Here is a 20,119-nt window from a genome sequence, read left to right as displayed (position 1 = left end):
CACTGCCGGTGGCGGATTGAACGCGCCCCGCCGGTGAGGCCGGCGGGGCGGGGCGCAGGCGCTTAATGGAACAGCTTCATCGCTTGCGAGAGCGTGTTGTACACGCCCCATGCGAGCGGAATCATCACATACAGCCAGAAGACGACGATCTTGGCCTTGCTGGTGCGGTGCACGGGTTCAACGGTCGACATGCGAGTCTCCTTATGCGCCTTTGGCGACTTGTGCGTCGGTCATGTGATGCTTCTCGTCCACACGCTTGACCAACAGATTGCAGATGAAGCCGATCACCAGCAGCACGGCCATGATATGCACCGTCATCGTGTAGGCGTCTGCTTTCGCGACACCGTGCGCGACTTCGTAGGCGCGGATGTAGTTGACCAGCACCGGACCGGCCACGCCGGCTGCGGCCCATGCGGTCAGCAGGCGTCCATGAATGCCGCCCACGAACGCGGTGCCGAACATGTCCGCGAGATACGCGGGCACCGTCGAAAAACCGCCGCCGTACATCGTGAGAATGACGCAGTAGGACAGCACGAAGAGCGCCATCTGGCCCGACGCGGCAAAGCTCGGCACGAGGAAATACAGCACGGCGCCCAGCGCGAAGAAGATGAAGTAGGTGTTCTTGCGGCCGATCCAGTCCGAAGCCGATGCCCACACGAAGCGGCCGCCCATGTTGAAGAGCGACAGCAGGCCGACGAAGCCGGCAGCGGCGGCTGCGGTCACGGTGCCTTTGAAGCTTTCCTGGATCATGACCGAGGCCTGGCCGAGAATGCCGATGCCCGCCGTCACGTTGAGGAACAGCACGAGCCAGATCAGATAGAACTGCGGCGTCTTCAGGGCTTCGTCGATGTGCACGTGGTTGCGCGTGATCATCTTCTGCTGCGACGTTTGCGGCGGCGTCCAGCCTGCCGGTTTCCACTCGGCCGGCGGCACGCGAATGGCCAACGCGCCAATCGACATGGAGATGAAGTACACAATGCCGAGCACGATGAACGTTTCGGCCACGCCGATGCTCGTCGCGCTCTTGAAGTGGTTCATCAGCGCCACGGAGAGCGGCGCGGCGATCATCGCGCCGCCGCCGAAGCCCATGATCGCCATGCCGGTCGCCATGCCGCGACGGTCCGGGAACCAGCGGATCAGCGTCGAGACCGGCGAAACATAGCCGAGGCCAAGTCCGATCCCGCCGATCACGCCGTAGCCGAGGTACAGCAGCACAATCTGATGCAGGTACACGCCCAGCGCGGAAATCAGAAAGCCGCCGCCGAAGCAGCAGGCCGCGGTGAACATCGTGCGGCGCGGGCCGACGTGTTCGAGCCACTTGCCGGCAAACGCCGCCGACAAACCGAGGAACACGATAGCCAGCGAGAAAATCCAGCCGAGCGACGTGAGCGACCAGTCGTCAGGAGCGGATTGCGTGATGCCGATAACCTTGGTCAACGGTCCGTTGAACACGGAGAACGCATACGCCTGGCCGATACAGAGGTGAACGGCGAGTGCTGCGGGGGGAACCATCCAGCGCGAAAACCCCGGTTTGGCAACGGTGGCTTCTTTCGAGAAGAATGGTGCAGAGCCTCGGTTGTCCTGCGGCTCGGTGATGCTGCTCATGGTCGGTCTCCCGGGAAGCGAAGTCTTTGTTATCGGCGCGTCGCACCGAATACTTGAGCGATTCGGTGTGAGAATTGCTACACGATTCTGCGCTCATATATGCGGCTGGAATTCATATGAACGTGCGCAAGCTCGCAAAGGAACCTGCCTGGTCGAACGATAGGGCGGCTTAGCGGGGATGGCAATATGAGATAGCAATGCATAAGGCATTGCCCGAGGAAATGCGACGGCGATCTGTCAGATCCCGGCAGAGTTTCCCATTTAGCGGGTACGGTGAGTGTCCTTACAAGTGGAACAGGGCGCTCAAAGAAAAAAGGCCGGCGGTGGCAGCAACGCCACGCCGGCCCCTGCCTGTCTGCGACCTGGTCGTCAGACTGTGCGGCCCGTCTTCATTCTGGCGGCGACGAGCACGGAAATCAGACAGCCGACGGCGAGATACGCCGCCACCGGATGCCACGAGCCGCCGGCAAAACTCACAAGGGCCACCGCGATAAACGGCGTGAAGCCGCCGCCCACCACGCTCGCCACCTGATAGCCGACACCCGCGCCGCTATAGCGATACTCGGTGCCGAACAGTTCGGTGAACATCGGCTGCTGCACGCTCACCACCATGTCGTGGGCGATATTCGCGAGCATCACGGCGAACACCACGATCCACACGGTCGAGCGCGCTTCCAGCGCCAGAAAGAACGGCACGGCGCTGAACATGCCGACGAGCGCCCCGACGATATACACGCGGCGGCGGCCGAAGCGGTCGGCGAGCATGGCAAAGAGCGGAATCGTCACGCAGCTCACGGCGCCGACCAAGAGGCCGATCGTCAGAAAGAACTCGCGCGGCATGTGCAGATTCGCCGTCGAATAATTGAGCGCGAAGGCGGTCACGATATACATCGTGAACAGTTCGGCAAGGCGCAGCGCAATGATCAGCAGGAACGCTTTCGGGTGACGCAGCAGCGCTTCGACAATCGGCAACCGGACACGGCGTTCGCCGTGCGCGCCGACTTTTTCGACGAATTCCTGCGACTCGTCCATGCTCGAACGAATCCACATCGCGATCAGCACCAGAATCACGCTGAACAGGAACGGCAGGCGCCAGCCCCAACTCAGGAACGACGCGTTGTCCATGGAGCGGCTGATCAGCGCGACGAGGCCCGTCGCCAGCACGAGGCCCACGCCGTAGCCGACCTGCACGCCGCTGCTGTAGAACGCCTTTTTCTTCTCGGGCGCGCTTTCCACCGCCATCAACGCCGCGCCGCCCCATTCGCCGCCGACGGCGAAGCCCTGGATCGCGCGCAGCGTCACGAGGAGCACCGGCGCGAGCCAGCCGATGGCCGCGAACGACGGCAGCAGGCCGATTGCGGCGGTGGACAAGCCCATCATCATGACGGTGAGCACGAGCATGCGCTTGCGCCCGAGCCGGTCACCGAAATGGCCGAACACGAAGCCGCCGAGCGGCCGGAACAGAAAGCCGACGCCGAATGTCGCGAAGGCGGCGAGCGTTCCCATTGCCGGACTCACTTTCGGGAAGAACTCTGAGTTGAAGACCAGCGCCGCGACAATCCCGTACAGCAGGAAGTCGTACCAGTCGACAACTGCGCCGACGAAACTGCCCAGCGCCGCCTTGCGTGCCCGGCTGCGCGCCGTGCGAGCGTCGGCTGTCGCGGCCGGCGAAATGGTGGTACTCATGTTGGGTGTCTCCTGGAGATTCTCGGACTACTGCGCGGTCGGTCGCTGGCGGGCGGCTGCGGCACCTCGCCGACGCTTGCAGGATGTGCCGAAGATTAATGACGCCCGGAGCATCGCACAATCGGCACTCGGGGCAAATTGCGCGATTGTCGAACGCTGTTGCGCGCATAGCGCGCGTTCCTCGCGTATACACCGAGCTGAGCACACTGGCGCGGGGCGACGCTGAAGGGAAGGCACAGCCAGGACGAAGCGGCGCATGCTACCGTAGGATATGATTGGAAAACAACAGTCGCTGATATACTACATACCGAATATTGATTTTTGCGGCGACGCAGCATATGATTGAGTCATCCGTTTAACTCAATCGTTGGGAGCTTCACATGGAATTCGTTCCTCTCTCGCTGCTGGCCGCCGCTGTTGTTGGCTTGGGTAGTGCCGCCACGGTTCTCGTGGCTCGCTGGATTCCGCAGTCGGTCGCGCAACTTGCAGCGCAACATGGCCGGTTTGTCGGACTGGACGAGCAGCGCGGGGCCGCAGTGGCGCCTTATCGTATGCACGTTCAAACTGAGGCGATGAATGTCGTCGGAACTTCAAACTGAAGCGGTGGCCACGCCTTTGACGTTGTCATTGCAGCCTATCGGCGCAAGCGCGAGCTTGCGCGATCAGGCTTATGCGATGCTGCGCCAGGCCATCGCGGACGCGGACATCTACCAGACCCGCGAAGAAATCCGTCTGGACGAACGCGTTCTGAGCGAAACGCTTGGCGTGAGCCGCACGCCGGTGCGCGAGGCGATGACGCTGCTCGAGCAGGAAGGCTTTCTGCGCATGGTGCCGCGTCGCGGCATCTACATCGTGCGCAAGAGCAAGCGTGAAATCGTCGAGATGATCCACATGTGGGCGGCGCTCGAAAGCATGGCGGCCCGTCTCGCCACGCAGCGCGCGACAGACGAGGAAATCGCCCGCTTGCGGCATATGTTCGACCACTTCCGGGACGCCACGCCGGCCGAGCATATCGCCGAGTATTCGGACGCGAACATCGCGTTTCACCAGGCGATTGTCGAACTGTCGAAGTCGCAGATCATTCTCGACACCATCAAGAACATCTTTATCCACGTACGCGCCATCCGGCGCATGACGATCTCACAGAGCGATCGCGCCTCGCGGTCGATCGTCGACCATCTGCGCATTATCGAGGCGCTCGAGAAGCGCGACACCGAGCTGGCTGAGCGCCTCACGCGCCAGCATTCGCTCGATCTGGCGGCATTCGTGGAGAAAAACTGCGATTTTCTCGATTAACGGCTGAGTAAGGCAGGGCGCCGGTTGCGGAGTCCGCTGCCTCGACCCATTGCGCTGGCGCAAGGCCCGCGGTGTTCATGCACCGCGGGCTTTTTTGTTTCTTCGCGTGTCGTAGGGAAACACCGCGCTTGACGTCTGGTGAAATGTGGTATGTGATATATCAACAGTGAGCGTTTTCCACACGCGCTCAGTGTTTTCCCTTGCAGCGCATCGAAGACGACCGCCCACATGGCGGCCTTTCGATACCTGGCAAGGGATTGCAGAAGAAACGTCAGGGTCGCCGGAGCATGAGATCGTCCTTGCCAGAATCTGATATATCACATACCGTATGTGAACAAGGTCGGCAGCATGTTCTGAGATGCGTTCCTGCAATCCGTCGCACAACCGTCGCATAACCGATTGGCAGCACCCACCCCATCGTGCCAAAGCATGTGACCGACGTCAGCGCCAGGCCCCAACGCCGGTCGACACACAAGGAGACGACCATGTCTGCAGTTGTTTCATCCCTGAACCCAGCCACAGGCAGCACCACGGCCGAAGACACGCTCAAGCAGAAGACCCGCAACGCCGGCGTCGTCTCGGGCGGGCATCTCGTCGCCAAGGCGCTGAAGAATGAGGGGGTCGATACGATCTTCACGCTGTGCGGCGGCCACATCATCGATATTTACGATGGTTGTGTGGACGAAGGGATTCGCATCATCGACGTGCGCCACGAGCAGGTTGCGGCACACGCGGCAGACGGCTACGCGCGCCAGACGGGCAAGCTGGGCTGCGTCGTCACCACGGCCGGCCCCGGCTGCACGAACGCGGTGACGGGCATCGCCACGGCATTCCGCTCGGAGAGCCCGGTGCTCCACATCGGCGGGCAAGGCGCGCTGACGCAGCACAAGATGGGCTCGCTGCAGGATCTGCCGCACGTCGACATGATGGCGCCGATCACGAAGTTCGCCGCAAGCGTGTCGAGCACGGAGCGCGTCGCTGACATGATTTCGATGGCCGCGCGCGAGTGCTTCAACGGCGCGCCGGGGCCGGCTTACCTGGAAATTCCGCGCGACGTGCTCGACCGCGAAGTCGAGCTGACGCGCGCGGTGGTGCCGCAGCCGGGTCATTATCGGGCGTCGACGAAATCGATCGGCGATCCGCGCGACATCGAGAAACTGGCCGACATCCTCGTCAATTCCGAGCGCCCCGCGATTCTGTACGGCCAGCAGGTCTGGACCGCGCGCGGCCATGAGGAAGCCATCGCGCTGCTGCGCGGCCTCGACATTCCCGGCTACTTCAACGGTGCGAGCCGCGGCCTGCTGCCGCCGGGCGACCCGCATCACTTCGACCGCACGCGTTCGCAGGCGTTTGCCAATGCCGACGTGCTGATCGTCGTCGGCACGCCGTTCGACTTCCGTATGGGCTACGGCAAGCGCATCAGCAAGGAACTCACGCTGGTGCAGATCGACATGGACTACCGGACGGTCGGCAAGAACCGCGATATCGATCTCGGTCTCGTCGGCGATCCGGGCGCGATTCTCGCCGCCGTGCTGCAGGCCGCGAGCGGCCGCCTGAAGGACGACAAGCGCCAGGCACGCCGCAAATGGATGGCGCAATTGCAGGACGCCGAAGCAACTGCGACCGAAAAGCTGATGCCGCTCTTCAAGTCGAACAACACGCCGATTCATCCGTACCGCGTCGCCTACGAACTCAACGAGTTTCTCTCCGACGACACGATCTATATCGGCGACGGCGGCGACGTCGTGACGATTTCCGCGCAAGCGGTTCGCCCGCGCCGGCCGGGGCAGTGGATGGACCCGGGTGCGCTCGGCTCGCTTGGCGTGGGCACCGGCTTTGCGCTCGCCGCCAAGGTCGCGCATCCGCACAAGGAAGTGCTGTGCTACTACGGCGACGGCTCGTTCGGCATGACCGCGTTCGACATGGAAACGGCCAACCGTTTCGGCGCGCCGTACCTCGCGGTGATCGGCAACAACTCGGCGATGAACCAGATCCGCTACGGCCAGCTCGCCAAATACGGCGACGAGCGCGGCAATGTCGGCAATCTGCTGAGCGACGTGCCGTTCAGCAAGTTCGCCGAGATGCTCGGCGGCTACGGCGAGGAAGTGCGCGATCCCGCGCAGATTGCGGGCGCGTTGCAGCGTGCGCGCGAGGCGATTCATCGCACGGGCCGCTCGGCGGTCGTCAACATCTGGGTCGATCCGCGCGAGTATGCGCCGGGTACCAAGAATCAGACCATGTACAAGTAATACGGACACCTTAGGAGACACGACATGGGCAAAGCACTCGACGGCGTGCGCATTCTCGATTTCACGCATGTGCAATCGGGCCCGACCTGCACGCAGCTGCTGGCGTGGTTCGGCGCGGACGTGATCAAGGTGGAGCGGGCCGGCGCCGGCGACATCACGCGCGAGCAACTGCGTGACATTCCCGACGTGGACAGCTTGTACTTCACGATGCTCAACCACAACAAGCGCTCGGTCACGATCGACACCAAGCACCCGGAAGGCAAGCAGGTGCTCGAGGCGTTGATCCAGAAATGCGACGTGCTGGTGGAGAACTTCGCGCCGGGCGCGCTGGACCGCATGGGCTTTACGTGGGAGCGCATCCAGGAGCTGAATCCGCGGATGATCGTCGCGTCGGTGAAAGGCTTCGGCCCGGGTCCGTATGAGGACTGCAAGGTCTACGAGAACGTCGCGCAATGCGCGGGCGGCGCGGCATCCACCACGGGTTTCGACGACGGTCCGCCGGTCGTGACGGGCGCGCAGATCGGCGATAGCGGCACGGGCCTGCATCTCGCGCTCGGCATCGTCACCGCGCTGTATCAGCGCACCCAAACCGGCCGCGGCCAGCGCGTGCTGGCCGCGATGCAGGACGGCGTGCTCAATCTGTGCCGCGTGAAGCTGCGCGATCAGCAGCGGCTCGAACGCACTGGCGTGATGAAAGAGTATCCGCAATATCCCAACGGTACTTTCGGCGAAGCGGTGCCGCGCGCGGGCAATGCGTCGGGCGGCGGCCAGCCTGGCTGGATTCTCAAATGCAAGGGCTGGGAAACCGATCCGAACGCGTACATCTACTTCATCACGCAGGCGCCGGTGTGGGTGAAGATCTGCAACGTGATCGGCAAGGAGGAGTGGGCGACCGATCCGGATTATGCGACGCCTGCCGCGCGCTTGCCGCGCCTGAAGGAGATTTTCGCGGAAATCGAACGCTGGACGATGACCAAGACCAAGTTCGAGGCCATGCAGATCCTCAACAAGTACGACATTCCATGCGGGCCGATCCTGTCGATGAAGGAGATCGCCGAAGAGCCGTCGCTGCGTAAGACCGGCACGATCGTCGAAGTGGATCATCCGACGCGCGGAAAATATCTGACAGTTGGGAATCCTATCAAATTGTCTGACAGTCCAACCGAAGTCACGCGCTCGCCGCTGCTTGGCGAACATACCGACGAAGTCATGGCGGAACTGGGCTATTCGCCCGAGCAGATCAGCGCATTGCGCACGGCCGGCGCCATTTAGGCGCAGACCGGTCGCACTGAAAGCGCAGACCCACCCGTAGTGCAAGCCGCCCGCCGCTCGCCGTTCTGGCGAGCGCGGTGCCGGGCGGCGCCTTTCGAACCCGCATTGGAGACGGCAGGACATGGCATACGAAGACACGCTCTCATTGAAGGAACGCGGCACCGCTCACACGCCCGGCGACCGCGCTCAGGTCGCCAACAAGGACGTCGTGCGGCACATTCTCGATCACGCGAAGGCGGAAGGCCGGAATTCGCTCACCGCGCCCGAAGGCAAGCTGATATGCGACGTCTACGGCATTTCAGTACCGAAGGAAGCGCTCGCAACGACAGCGGCCGAAGCCGCGCAGTTCGCGACTGAAATCGGTTTTCCAGTCGTACTGAAGATCGTTTCGCCGGAAATCCTGCACAAGACCGAAGCGGGCGGCGTGCTCGTCGGCGTGAAGAACGCTGCGGACGTGACGCAGGGATTCACCACGATCATGGAGAACGCGAAGCGCTATAACGCGCAGGCGAATCTGCTCGGCGTGCAGGTTCAGCAGATGATCGGCGGCGGCCAGGAAGTCATTGTCGGCGCGGTCACGGACCCGTCGTTCGGCAAACTGGTGGCGTTCGGTCTGGGCGGCGTGCTCGTCGAGGTGCTGAAGGACATCACGTTCCGTCTCGCGCCGGCCACGCGCGACGACGCCCGCTCTATGCTCGACGGCATTGCGGCTGCCGAGATGCTGAAAGGCGTGCGCGGCGGCGAGCCTGTCGACCGCGAGGCGCTGGCGGGCCTGATCGAAAACGTGTCGCGGCTCGTTTCCGATTTCCCCGAAATCTCGGAGCTGGACCTGAATCCGGTGTTTGCGAGCAAGCGCGGCGCGATTGCCGCCGACGTGCGCATCGTGCTCGATTTTTCGCCGCCGGTGGAGCGCTATCGCCCGAGCCAGGAAGACATTGTGCGGCAGATGAACCGCATCATGAAGCCGGACCGCGTGGCCGTGATCGGTGCGTCGGCGGAAGAGGGCAAGATCGGCAACTCGGTCATGAAGAACCTGATCAACGGCGGTTATCAGGGCGAGATTTACCCGATCCATCCGAAGGCCGACGAGATCATGGGCCACAAGGCCTACAAGAGCGTGCTGGATGTGCCGGGCGATATCGACGTGGCCGTGTTTGCGATTCCCGCGAAGTTCGTGGCGGGCGCATTGACCGAGGTCGGCAAGAAGCGCATTCCCGGCGCGGTGCTGATTCCGTCGGGCTTTGCGGAAACCGGCAATGTGGAGGGCCAGCAGGAGATCGTGGCGATTGCGCGCGAATACGACATTCGTCTGATGGGCCCGAACATCTATGGCTTCTACTACACGCCGAAGAATCTCTGCGCGACGTTTTGCACACCGTACGATGTGCAGGGCAAGGCTGCACTGTCGTCGCAATCCGGTGGGATCGGCATGGCGATCATCGGCTTCTCGCGGTCCGCGAAAATGGGCGTGTCCGCAATCGTGGGGCTCGGCAACAAGTCCGACATCGACGAAGACGACCTGCTGACCTTCTTCGAGCAGGACGACAACACGGACATCATCGCGCAGCATTGCGAAGATCTGAAGGATGGCCGCGCATTCGCGGAAGCGGCGGCGCGCGTGTCGAAGAAAAAACCGGTAGTCGTGCTGAAGGCGGGCCGCACGAGTCTCGGCGCGCGTGCGGCGAGCTCGCACACGGGTGCGCTTGCCGGCAACGACCGCATCTACGAAGACGTGTTCAAGCAGTGCGGCGTGATTCGTGCCCGTTCGCTGCGCGATCTGCTGGAATTCGCGCGCGGCATTCCGAAGCTGCCCACGCCGAAGGGCGAGAACGTGGTGATCATCACCGGTGCCGGCGGCTCGGGCGTGCTGCTCTCGGATGCTTGCGTGGACAACCGTCTGTCGCTGATGACCATGCCTGCGGATCTCGACGCCGCCTTCCGCAAGTTCATTCCTCCGTTCGGCGCGGCGGGCAATCCCGTCGATATTACCGGCGGCGAGCCGCCGTCGACATATCAGAACACGATCCGGCTCGGCCTCGAAGACCCGCGTATCCACGCGATCATTCTCGGCTACTGGCACACCATCATCACGCCGCCGATGGTGTTCGCACGCCTCGTCGTCGAGGTGAAGGAGGAGATGAAGGCGCGCGGCATCGAGAAGCCGATTGTCGCGTCGCTCGCGGGCGACGTTCAGGTGGAAGAGGCCGCCGAATATCTGTACGCGCACGGTGTTCCGGCGTACGCCTATTCGACGGAAATCCCGGTCGCGGTGCTCGGTGCGAAGTATCAGTGGGCACGCGGCGCCGGTTTGATCTGACGCGTCAAACGGAAGAGGGCACGGTTTTCCTCGCGATCAACGGTTCGAAATACGGTGACAGCCGCGGTGACAGCGCCGGTTGAACCCGCGCGGAAGATCGTGCCGGAGCGCTCAAGGAGCGGCGTATGGATACGTGGATGCGTTTCATGTCGAGCGACGGCGGTGTGGTGTTCGGCCGCGTCGAAGGGGCTTACCTGCACGAGTACGAAAGTCTCGATCAGCCGGTGCCCACCGGCGCGGTGCTGTCGACGCGCGCGCTCACGCCGCTCGCGCCGTGTGCGCCCGGCAAGATCGTCGCGCTCTGGAACAACTATCACGCGCTTGCCGCGAAGCTCGACAAGCCGGTGCCCGCGCATCCGCTTTTCCTGCTCAAGCCGGCTGGATCCGTGATTGGTTCGGGCGAGCCGATACGGCGACCCGCGAGCTACGCGGGCAAGATTGTTTATGAGGGCGAACTCGGCATCGTGATTGGCCGTCGCTGCCGCGATGTGAGTGTGGATGAGGCTGCTGAAGCGATCTTCGGTTACACGCTCGTCAACGACGTGACGGCGGCGGATCTGCTCAACGAGAATCCGCATTTTCCGCAATGGTGTCGTGCAAAAGGCTTCGATACGTTCTGTTGCATAGGCCCCGCGATCGTCTCCGGATTCAACTGGCGAAGCGCACATCTCGTGACCCTGCTCGACGACGTCGAGCGGCAAAACTATCCGCTCTCGGACATGGTGTTTTCGCCGGCCGAGCAGGTGAGCCTCATTTCGCAGGATCTCACGCTGGAACCGGGCGATGTGATCGCGTGCGGCACGTCGGTCGGAGTGGGCTCGATCAAGGACGGCGCGACGGTGTCGGTTTTCATCGACGGAATCGGCACGCTGAAGAATACCTTGGGCGCCGCGCGAGCGGCCCTGGCGGAAACGCCGGAATACGCTGTCATGGCACGCCCTGCCTGAATGATCGGCGCGATGCGCGGGCCACAAGTCCGCGGTCGCCACAACACGGAAAGGAGCACGCGTGCCGCAAGCGTCTGAGAGTACCGTGTGGATGGGAGTCGTGGTTGCGCTGACAGCGGCTTTGGCTGCGCTGTTGGCCTGCGCGCTGGGCTCGGTGCTGGCGGCGCTCGGGCAGATGCCGGTCGGGCGTGGCTCGCGCGCTGTGCGGCACACGCGGGCTGACGGGTACGCCGCGACGCTTGCGGCCGCACTGTCGGGGGCGTCTTCCGGCGTTGTCGCAGTGGGCGTTGGCATAGGCGCCGGAGCCCAGTTCGCGGCAATCGCCGGCGCGGTCGCCGGTGCATCGCTCGTGCGTCGGCGCACTCTCACGCAACGGCCCGCGCCTGTCGCGTTGCTTGCGAGCAGCATGGGTCTTGCCATCGTATCCGTTGGCGTCGCGCGTTATTTGTCGTGCGCGAATCACGTCCATCTGACGATTCTTCAGCGGATCGAACTCTACACGGCAGTGTTTGCCGGCGCGTTGATCTTCGCCACGTCCGCAATCTCGTTCTGCAAACTGCGCGGCCTGTTGCCGCTTCGTGTGGTGCCGCGTCAAGGGCACGACGCCGTGAATGCAGTTGCACTGCTGTTATGCGCATGGCTCGGCTATGGCTTTGTAACCGAGGCGGCGCAGCCGTTCGGACTTGCGGCGCTCCTTGCGACGACTGCGCTTGCTTCGTCGATCGGCGTGCATGTGATGCTGAGCCGCGAATACTCGAAGGAACGTGTGCATACGCACGGTGCGCGCGGCGGTATGACACGAATGTGGGGAGAGGACATGTCGGCGATCGACGCGGTGCACGGCATCGTGCGCGCGGCAGCATTCCGCCACGGCCCGCGCTGGCATAACAGCGTCAACAGACAACGGGACGTGCATGCATGCTCGACGCGCCGCTTTTCCAACCGATCCGCAGCGGGCCGACAGTCATGAAGCCGAGCCCGACGATGAACGCACGCCGCTCGCCGGCGTCTCCACCGTGTCGGACACGACCGGCAACGGCGAGCAAGGCAACCACGAGGAAAGGCGGGAAGGCCCTCCCGCCGATCCGCTTACTCGCCCAGCGCGGCGAACTCGCTGTAGTACTGCGCTTTCTTCTGCAGAATCAACTGCGCCAGAAAGTCGGGGTCATACGCCCGATGAAGATGGCCATGAAACCGCTCGATGAAGGCCGTGATCTTCGCGGCCTCGCTATTGAACTCGCTCAGGATGTCGAGCGTGGCGTGGTCCCAGCGAAAGCGCAGGCCGAGATCGCTGAACGCTGCGTTATAGGCGCTCAGATGCGGATCGTTGGGATGGTCGGGGCAAGCACGGGCAGTGCGTGCGCTCGCATGAGTCGCAACCGAAGCGTGGTTCATGATCGGCCTCCTGGGCTGACAAGTGATGGAACTCGCTTGCAGCATAGAAGTCCTGAACGATTTGCAATAGTTAAACTTTTATTGGATTTCCATAGCCTATCGCTTATAGACGCTCAATTCCTTCACACGAGTGATCTTCTCGATGAGGCTCGCGCCTTCTTCCATCAGAAAGCGCTTGAAGGCCACGGCAACCGGCGGCAGGCGCTTGTTCTTGCGGTGGACCACGTACCAGTTGAGCATGACCGGAAAGCTCTCGACATCGAGCACGACGAGGTGGCCCAACTGCAGCTCCAGGCTGATGGTGTGAGCAGACAGAAAGGCGATTCCCATGCCGGCAATCACCGCCTGTTTGATGGTCTCGGTACTCTTGATCTCCATCGCGATCTTGAGGTTGGAGAGGCGCCCCGCAAAGCCTTCTTCCATGGAATTCCACGTGTCCGAGCCGCGCTCCCGCACGATGAACGCCTCGTTCGCCAACTGGCTGATGCGGATGTTGCGCTTGTTGGCGAGCGGATGCGTGGGCGCGGCCACGATCACGTAAGGGTGCGGCGCGAACGGCTCGTTCGTGGCATCCATTTCATGCGGCGGACGCACCATGACCGCGAGGTCCGTCTGGTTCGTGGCGAGCTGGTGCAGCAGTTCCTCGCGATTGTGCACTGCGAGGTTCAATACAACGCCCGCATAACGCCGGGTGAATTCGGCCAGCAGGCGCGGAAAGAAGTAGTCGCCCGCACTGATCACCGCGACATTCAGCTTGCCGCCCGAGACGCCTTTCAGCTGGCTCATCGCCTCGTCGACTTCGTGGAACTGCTGAATGATCGCGCGGCTGTAGTGCAGCATTTCCGTGCCGGCCGGCGTGAGGTAGATCTTTTTGCCGAGCTGCTCGAAGAGCGGCAGTCCGGCGTGCTCCTCCAACTGGCGAACCTGTGTGGACACCGCGGGCTGCGTGAGATGCAGCTCCTCGGCGGCGCGCGAGAAGCTCAGGTGGCGCGCCACGGTTTCGAACACCTTCAATTGACGCAGCGTGGCATTGCGCATCGTCATGGCCGATGTATAAGCAAATATGAATCAACATAATAACAAACTTTAATTATTAGTAATTCAGCAATGACCCTAGCATGAGTTTGTAAACAAACCAGGCTGCCGGCAGGACACTCGGGTTAACGCTGGGATCAAGGCGTGGCGGGACTGAGGGGCGGTTTGGCGGAAAAAGAAGAAAACCGGATTAGTCGGAATTAAGAACTTCCAAAAGGTGCTGGATAAAGCGGCTTTAAAGGAAGCACTTTAAGGACTGGAATATTAAATATCCCCGGATTGCAAGGCTTTTCGGGTCATAACGATAAGGCGGGACACATACAGCACGGCGCTTTGGCCGGCTGCACTAGATAATTGCGGAGACAAGGCACATGGACGATTTCACTCAACAGACAACGGCCCGCGTATTCTGGGCGAACCGTTGGTGGCAGCTCGTCATTGGCATGGTGTGCATGGCGTTGGTGGCGAACCTGCAGTACGCATGGACGCTGTTCGTCGCGCCGATGAACGCGCGGCATCACTGGGGCGAGGCCTCGATTCAACTGGCGTTTGCGATTTTCATCCTCACCGAAACCTGGCTCGTGCCGCTGGAGGGGTGGCTCGTCGACAAGTTTGGTCCACGGCCCGTGGTCGCGGGCGGCGCGGTGTGTGCCGGTCTCGCGTGGGTGATGAACTCGTACGCGACGAGTTTGCCGATGCTTTACGTTTCCGCGGTGATCGCGGGTATCGGCGCGGGCGGCGTGTACGGCACGTGTGTCGGCAATGCGCTGAAATGGTTTCCCGACCGTCGCGGCCTCGCGGCAGGCCTCACGGCCGCGGGCTTCGGCGCAGGTGCGGCAGTCACCGTGATTCCGATTGCGAACATGATCACGCGCTCGGGATATGAGCACACGTTCTTCTTTTTCGGCATCCTGCAGGGCGTCGCGATTCTGCTGCTCGCGATGCTGCTGGTGAAGCCGGTGCTGCGTCAGCACACGCCCGCGAAGAAGAAGTTCTCTGTCTCGAAGGTCGATCTCACGCCGGGCCAAATGATCAGGACACCGGTGTTCTGGGTGATCTATGTATCGTTTGTCGCGGTTGCCGCAGGCGGTTTAATGGCTACCGCGCAGATCGGTCCGATCGCCAAGGACTGGGGTCTCGCACGCATTCCGATGACGATCTTCGGCGTCACGCTGCCGCTGCTCACGGCCACGCTTTCCATCGACAACGTCTGCAACGGCTTCACGCGTCCGCTGTGCGGTTTCATCTCCGACAAGATCGGCCGTGAAAACACGATGTTCCTGATCTTCATTGGCGAGGGCCTCGCGTTGCTCGGCATGATGGAGTACGGCACGAACCCGTATGCGTTCATGACGTTCGCCGCGTTGATCTTCCTCTTCTGGGGCGAAATCTTTTCGATCTTCCCGGCGATCTGCGCAGACACGTTCGGCAGCAAGTATGCGGCGGCCAATGCGGGCACGTTGTACACGGCAAAGGGTACGGCTTCGCTGCTGGTGCCGCTCGCTTCCGTGTTGTCGGCGACCGGCGGCTGGAGCCTCGTGTTCACCGTGTCCGCGGTGATCACGATTGCCGCGGGCGTCTCTGCAAAGTTCATCCTCGCGCCGATGCGCTCGCGCTGGATTCACTCGCAGGACGAGCCGCAACACAGCGCGTTAGCCGTCGCCGCTAACGGCAAGGCCTCGCGCTTGAGCCACTGGCCCGAGCAGACCGGCGAATAGGCCGGCCAAGCTGCGCGCCCGGCCATGACGTCATGAACGTTTCACTGCAGCAACTCAGGGTGTTTGTCGCCGTCGCGCGCGAACGGAGCTTCACGCGCGCGGCGCGCGAGCTCGATCTGACGCAGTCCGCCGTGAGCCGCTGCGTGCGTGAGCTGGAAGAGGCGGTCGAGCTGAAACTGTTCGACCGCACGACGCGCCAGGTGCAACTGACGCATGCAGGCGCGAGCCTCGAGAGAAGAATCGGCCGCCTGCTCGATGAAATCGATCTGACCTTGCGCGAAGAACGCGCCGCGTATGAAGGGCATCGCGGTGTCGTGGCGCTGGCCAGCAACCCCGTGTTGTCGTCGAGTTGGATCGCGCAAGGCCTCGCGCGCTGCGCATCAGCGTTTCCCGAACTGGTCGTGACTGTCGAAGATCAGGCGCAAAGCGGTGTGCTCGCGAGCGTCGAGCACGGCGAGGTGGATTTCGGCGTGGTCTCGCTCGCCGAGCCGCTCGCCAATGATCAGTTGCACGCGCAACCAGTTTTCACGACGCCGCTGCACGCGGTCATGCCGCCGACGCATCCTCTTGCGCGGCACGCGAGCGTCGCGTGGGGCGCGTTGCAAGACTGGGCACTCGTCACGCTGAACGCCGACGCGGGCGTGCGCGCCGCGCTGGACCTCGCGTTCGGTGCGCAGGGCCTGAAGCGGCGCCCGGTGCAGGAGTTCGGACATGTCGCGGCCGTTCAGCGGATGGTCGAACTCGGGCTCGGTGTAGGCGTGCTGCCCGTGGACGCGCATTGGCCCGCCGTGGGCGAATCGCTCGTGAGCCGGCCGCTTGCGCCCGAGGCCACACTGACCACCTTGCTCGTGCATCGCCGCAATCGCTCGCTCAGGCCGAATGCCGCGGCCGCGTGGGCGCAGTTTGCCGGGCACGCGGGAGCGCGCTCGCAGAACGCGGACCGCGACACAGAGGCAAACCCGGATGGCGCTGCCGATGTCGTCGCGAGCGCGGTATCGCCGGAATCGTCATGGCCCATGGCAGCGCAGAGCGGCGCGGCGCTGCACGAGCCGTAGCGCCGCCCAGCGCTTGCCCGCACCGGTCCTCCCAAGACCGGTTGCTGCAATCAGCCCACGCACCATCCCAATGCAAGGAGATTCATGATGACCGACCTCAGGAGCCATGACCTGCTGATCGACGGCAAGCGGTTGCCGCCGGGCACAGGCGAATATTCCGTCGACATCAATCCCGCCACCGAAGAGCCGATTGCGCACGTTGCGCAGGGCAGCGCCGCGGACGTCGACACGGCCGTCACCGCGGCGCGCGCCGCGCTGAAAGTGTGGAACGGCATCAAGGCGGCGGAACGCGGCCGCATTCTGGCTCGCCTCGCGGGCCTGATGCGCACGAATCTCGACGAACTTGCCGCGCTGGAAAGCCTGGACGCAGGCAAGCCGATTGCCGCCGTCATGCGTCAGGACATTCCGGCCGCAATCGATACGCTCGAGTACTATGCGGGCTGGTGCGACAAGATCAACGGCCAGGTGGTGCCCGTTCGTCCGGATGCATTGACGTACACGATCCGCGAGCCGGTCGGCGTGGTCGCCGCCATCGTGCCGTGGAATTTCCCGTTGATGATCGGCATGTGGAAAATCGCGCCGGCGCTCGCCTGCGGTTGCACGTTGATCGTCAAGCCCGCGGAGATCACGCCGCTCACTGCATTGCGCATTGGCGAGCTCGCGCTCGAAGCAGGCGTACCGCCGGGAGTCCTGAATATCGTCACCGGAAAGGGGCGCGTGGTCGGCGACGCGCTGGTCGCGCATCCGGGCGTGGATAAGGTCACGTTCACCGGCTCGCCTTCGGTGGGACGCGGCATTTTGCAAGGCGCAGCGGGCAACTTCAAGCGCGTCACGCTGGAGCTCGGCGGCAAATCGGCAAATCTGATTTTCGCCGATGCGAACCTCGACAATGCGGTGCGTGCGGCCGCGTCAGGCATCTTCTTCAACACGGGCCAGGTGTGTTCGGCGGGCTCGCGCATTCTTGCCCATCGCGATGTCTATGACGAGGTCGTCGAGCGCCTCGCCGCGCGGGCCAAATCGATCAAGGTCGGCGACCCGTTACTGCGCGAAACGTCGATGGGGCCGCTCATCTCGGCCGCGCAAATGAAGACGGTGCTGGGTTATGTCGAGGCAGGCCGCGCGGAAGGCGCGTCGCTCGTGGCGGGCGGCGCCCGCGTCGGAGAACGCGGCTTCTTTGTCGAGCCGACCGTATTCGCGAACGTCGAACATGAAATGCGTATTTCGCAGGAGGAGATCTTCGGACCGGTCGCGAGTGTGATCCGTTTCGACGACGAAGCGGACGCGATACGTATTGCGAACGGCACGCTGTATAGCCTCGCGGCCGGCGTGTGGAGCGCCAACATTGGCCGCGTGCATCGCGTGGCGCGAGACCTGAAAGCGGGCACCGTGTGGATCAACACCTACGGCTACACGGACGTGCGTCTGCCTTGGGGCGGTTCCGGCGATTCGGGTTTCGGCCGCGAACATGGCGACGTCGCGATTGAAAACTTCACCGAGCCGAAGGCGGTATGGCTTGCTATTGATCAGTAATCCGTAGCAATACAAATGCGATATAAAAAAGGATCGGACAGCGTCCGATCCTTTTTTCAACTGCTGCTGCATCAAATGCGTGAGAAACGCGATCCTGCTCAATCGCCCTGCAAGGCCATCCGCTCGCGCAGTTTGACGAGCGCAAGCACCACGTCGATGGTCGGCGTCGGCTCGTTGACGAGACGTCCCATTTCCTGAACGACGGTAAGAAGCGGATCAATCTCCATAGGCCGGCGGTTTTCCAGGTCGACGAGCGTGGACGTTTTGTGCGCGCCGACCGCGCCCGCGCCGTCAATGCGTTTTTCGACATCCACGCGGAAGTGCACGCCGAACTGATCCGCGATGCGCTTGGCCTCCAGCATCATCGTGCGCGACACGGCGCGCGTGCCGGGGTCGCTCGTGAGCACGTCGAGTGTGGCGTGCGTGAGCGCGCTGATCGGGTTAAAGCACAGATTGCCCCACAGCTTGAGCCAGATTTCGTCGCGAATATTGTCGCGGATCGGCGCCTCGAAACCGGCCGCCTGCATGATCTCGTGAAATTGCTGGATGCGCGGCGTGCGTTCGCCACTCGGCTCGCCAATAGGAAACTTCTTGCCGTACACATGCTTGATGACGCCCGGCTCGACGATTTCGGCGGCGGGATACAGCACGCAGCCGATTGCGCGTTCGGGGCCGAGCTTCGTCCATTGACTGCCGTCCGGGTCCACGCTCGCGAGACGCGTGCCGGCGAACTTGCCGCCGTGCTGATAGAAGTACCAATACGGAATGCCGTTGACGCCGGTCACGATGGCCGTGTGCTTGCCGAGGAGCGGCTGCATCGAATCGACCACGCCCGGCAGCGAATGCGCTTTCAACGTGATGATCACGAGATCCTGCACGCCGAGCTCACGCGGGTCGGACGTGCAGCGAACCGGCGCGCTGACCGTTTCGCCGTCCATGATGAGGCGCGCGCCGTGCTCGCGCATGGCCGCGAGATGCGCGCCGCGTGCGATGAAACTCACGTCGGCGCCGGCGCGCGCCAGTTGCACGCCCATCAGACCGCCTATCGCTCCCGCTCCGAAGATACAGATCTTCATGATGCCGCTCCTGTGACTATGAGAAGTCGCTTGCCCATGCCGTCTCGCGCCGAGCGCGGCGGCGGGTCACTGATTGAGCATAGGGGCGCCGGGTCTATAGCGATAGTTAAAGTTTCTTGGCGAATGCATTAGGAATGGGTTATGGTCCGGGCTTTCGTTCTTCCGGGCTTTCGTTCTTCCTGCAGCGTACGGGAATCATGCCGCACTCATGCCGCACTTACGCCCGCCTGACGAGCAGAAAACTCACGCCGATGGCCGCAAGGAACGCGCCGCAGCAGCGATTGAACCAGCGCCTCACGCGTGAGCGCACGAGCCATTTGCCGAGATGCATGCCGGCCCATGAATACAACGCGATCGCCACGCATTCGAGCACGAGAAAGCTCGCGCCCAGCACGGCAAATTGCGGCAGCATCGGCCTTGCGATGTCGACGAATTGCGGCAGGAAGGCCGTGAAGACCAGAATCGCTTTGGGATTGCCGGCGGCGACGAGAAACTCCTGCCGCGCAACTTTGGCGAGCGACGCGGACTCGTCCTGCGTGATGTCGATGGCTGGCGCGTCGCTGCGCCAGAGTTGAATGGCGAGCCAGATCAGGTAAGCGGCGCCGGCCAGTTTGATCGCGAGAAAGAACCACTCGGACGCATGCAGCACGACCGCGAGGCCGGTCGCGGCGAGCACGATCATGCCCGCGAAGGCGACGAGCCGCCCTGTGCCGCCGAGGAATGCCGTGGCGAAGCCGTGCCGCGCGGCGACGTTGATCGACAGCAGATTGTTGGGCCCCGGCGCGAGATTGATGGCGAAGCAGGCCGGAAGAAAAAAGAGCCAGGCGGTGGTGGACATGAGGCCTCGCAGAGTGGGCGCTGCTTCGGATTGTAGCGAAACGGCCGGCGCGGCTCTGTCGGTATCTCTCCTGACGTGCGGCGCGCCGGCTGCGGAAAGC

At 63.0% G+C, this 20,119-nt stretch carries 17 protein-coding genes; 10 read left to right on the top strand and 7 right to left on the bottom strand.

All coding sequences use genetic code 11. The features are described from left to right. Window positions 1-62: 62 nt before the first annotated feature. The 3 genes from ACEN8U_RS11775 to shiA all read right to left on the bottom strand — a co-directional run bounded on the left by ACEN8U_RS11775 (window position 63) and on the right by shiA (window position 3,291). Window positions 63-191 (bottom strand): MFS transporter small subunit, encoded by a 129-nt coding sequence (locus tag ACEN8U_RS11775; RefSeq protein WP_310109508.1) that lies wholly within the window; start codon window positions 189-191, stop codon window positions 63-65. Between the two features lie 10 nt (window positions 192-201). After that, the gene (locus ACEN8U_RS11770; RefSeq protein ID WP_028360322.1) at window positions 202-1,605 is read right to left on the bottom strand and encodes an OFA family MFS transporter; all 1,404 of its coding nucleotides are present in this window, start codon (window positions 1,603-1,605) and stop codon (window positions 202-204) included. Window positions 1,606-1,974: 369 nt separating this feature from the next. Next, a complete protein-coding gene (gene shiA / locus ACEN8U_RS11765; protein ID WP_310109502.1) occupies window positions 1,975-3,291 on the bottom strand; it encodes a shikimate transporter in 1,317 nt (438 codons plus the stop codon). Window positions 3,292-3,671: 380 nt separating this feature from the next. Between shiA and ACEN8U_RS11760 the strand changes: the two genes are divergently transcribed. The 7 genes from ACEN8U_RS11760 to ACEN8U_RS11730 all read left to right on the top strand — a co-directional run bounded on the left by ACEN8U_RS11760 (window position 3,672) and on the right by ACEN8U_RS11730 (window position 12,342). Beyond that, the gene (locus tag ACEN8U_RS11760; RefSeq protein ID WP_014972957.1) at window positions 3,672-3,890 is read left to right on the top strand and encodes a hypothetical protein; all 219 of its coding nucleotides are present in this window, start codon (window positions 3,672-3,674) and stop codon (window positions 3,888-3,890) included. Continuing rightward, entirely contained in the window at window positions 3,868-4,587 is a 720-nt protein-coding gene (locus tag ACEN8U_RS11755) for a GntR family transcriptional regulator (RefSeq protein ID WP_013591647.1), read from the top strand. The genes ACEN8U_RS11760 and ACEN8U_RS11755 overlap by 23 nt, the downstream gene beginning before the upstream one ends. Before the next feature lie 485 nt (window positions 4,588-5,072). Next, complete coding sequence (locus tag ACEN8U_RS11750) at window positions 5,073-6,836, top strand: thiamine pyrophosphate-binding protein (protein ID WP_013591648.1); 1,764 nt, start codon at window positions 5,073-5,075, stop codon at window positions 6,834-6,836. A 24-nt stretch (window positions 6,837-6,860) separates the two neighbouring features. Further along, window positions 6,861-8,108: a formyl-CoA transferase gene (gene frc, locus ACEN8U_RS11745; protein ID WP_013591649.1), complete on the top strand. Its 1,248-nt coding sequence runs from the start codon at window positions 6,861-6,863 to the stop codon at window positions 8,106-8,108. 121 nt (window positions 8,109-8,229) lie between these two features. After that, window positions 8,230-10,425 carry an acetate--CoA ligase family protein gene (locus tag ACEN8U_RS11740; protein WP_014972960.1) on the top strand — a complete coding sequence of 732 codons (2,196 nt, stop codon included), beginning with the start codon at window positions 8,230-8,232 and terminating at the stop codon, window positions 10,423-10,425. Window positions 10,426-10,550: 125 nt separating this feature from the next. Then, window positions 10,551-11,372, top strand: coding sequence for a fumarylacetoacetate hydrolase family protein (locus ACEN8U_RS11735; RefSeq protein ID WP_310109500.1), 822 nt, complete (start codon window positions 10,551-10,553; stop codon window positions 11,370-11,372). Between the two features lie 61 nt (window positions 11,373-11,433). Then, complete coding sequence (locus ACEN8U_RS11730) at window positions 11,434-12,342, top strand: NAD(P)(+) transhydrogenase (Re/Si-specific) subunit beta (RefSeq protein WP_310109497.1); 909 nt, start codon at window positions 11,434-11,436, stop codon at window positions 12,340-12,342. Between the two features lie 119 nt (window positions 12,343-12,461). Here ACEN8U_RS11730 and ACEN8U_RS11725 read toward each other — a convergent pair whose 3' ends face one another. Together ACEN8U_RS11725 and ACEN8U_RS11720 are read right to left on the bottom strand one after the other, a co-directional pair. Further along, window positions 12,462-12,767 carry a hypothetical protein gene (locus ACEN8U_RS11725; protein ID WP_310109494.1) on the bottom strand — a complete coding sequence of 102 codons (306 nt, stop codon included), beginning with the start codon at window positions 12,765-12,767 and terminating at the stop codon, window positions 12,462-12,464. A gap of 96 nt (window positions 12,768-12,863) precedes the next feature. After that, a complete protein-coding gene (locus ACEN8U_RS11720) occupies window positions 12,864-13,811 on the bottom strand; it encodes a LysR family transcriptional regulator (RefSeq protein ID WP_013591654.1) in 948 nt (315 codons plus the stop codon). 362 nt (window positions 13,812-14,173) lie between these two features. Between ACEN8U_RS11720 and oxlT the strand changes: the two genes are divergently transcribed. From oxlT to ACEN8U_RS11705, 3 genes are all read left to right on the top strand, one after another. Then, on the top strand, window positions 14,174-15,520 hold the full coding sequence (gene oxlT / locus ACEN8U_RS11715) for an oxalate/formate MFS antiporter (RefSeq protein WP_310109492.1): 1,347 nt from the start codon (window positions 14,174-14,176) through the stop codon (window positions 15,518-15,520). 32 nt (window positions 15,521-15,552) lie between these two features. After that, entirely contained in the window at window positions 15,553-16,575 is a 1,023-nt protein-coding gene (locus tag ACEN8U_RS11710) for a LysR family transcriptional regulator (protein ID WP_310109490.1), read from the top strand. Between the two features lie 87 nt (window positions 16,576-16,662). Next, on the top strand, window positions 16,663-18,105 hold the full coding sequence (locus ACEN8U_RS11705; protein ID WP_374725927.1) for an aldehyde dehydrogenase family protein: 1,443 nt from the start codon (window positions 16,663-16,665) through the stop codon (window positions 18,103-18,105). 98 nt (window positions 18,106-18,203) lie between these two features. Here the strand turns inward: ACEN8U_RS11705 and ACEN8U_RS11700 are convergent, their stop codons facing one another. Together ACEN8U_RS11700 and ACEN8U_RS11695 are read right to left on the bottom strand one after the other, a co-directional pair. Then, a complete protein-coding gene (locus tag ACEN8U_RS11700) occupies window positions 18,204-19,181 on the bottom strand; it encodes a 2-dehydropantoate 2-reductase (RefSeq protein ID WP_013591658.1) in 978 nt (325 codons plus the stop codon). Window positions 19,182-19,398: 217 nt separating this feature from the next. Then, window positions 19,399-20,019 (bottom strand): LysE family translocator, encoded by a 621-nt coding sequence (locus ACEN8U_RS11695; protein WP_310109486.1) that lies wholly within the window; start codon window positions 20,017-20,019, stop codon window positions 19,399-19,401. Window positions 20,020-20,119: the final 100 nt, after the last annotated feature.

It is taken from the genome of Paraburkholderia phenoliruptrix (assembly GCF_047325075.1).
Lineage (GTDB): Bacteria > Pseudomonadota > Gammaproteobacteria > Burkholderiales > Burkholderiaceae > Paraburkholderia > Paraburkholderia phenoliruptrix.
Note: the sequence above shows the minus strand (reverse complement) of the source record. Positions and strands in the feature narration are given on the sequence as shown.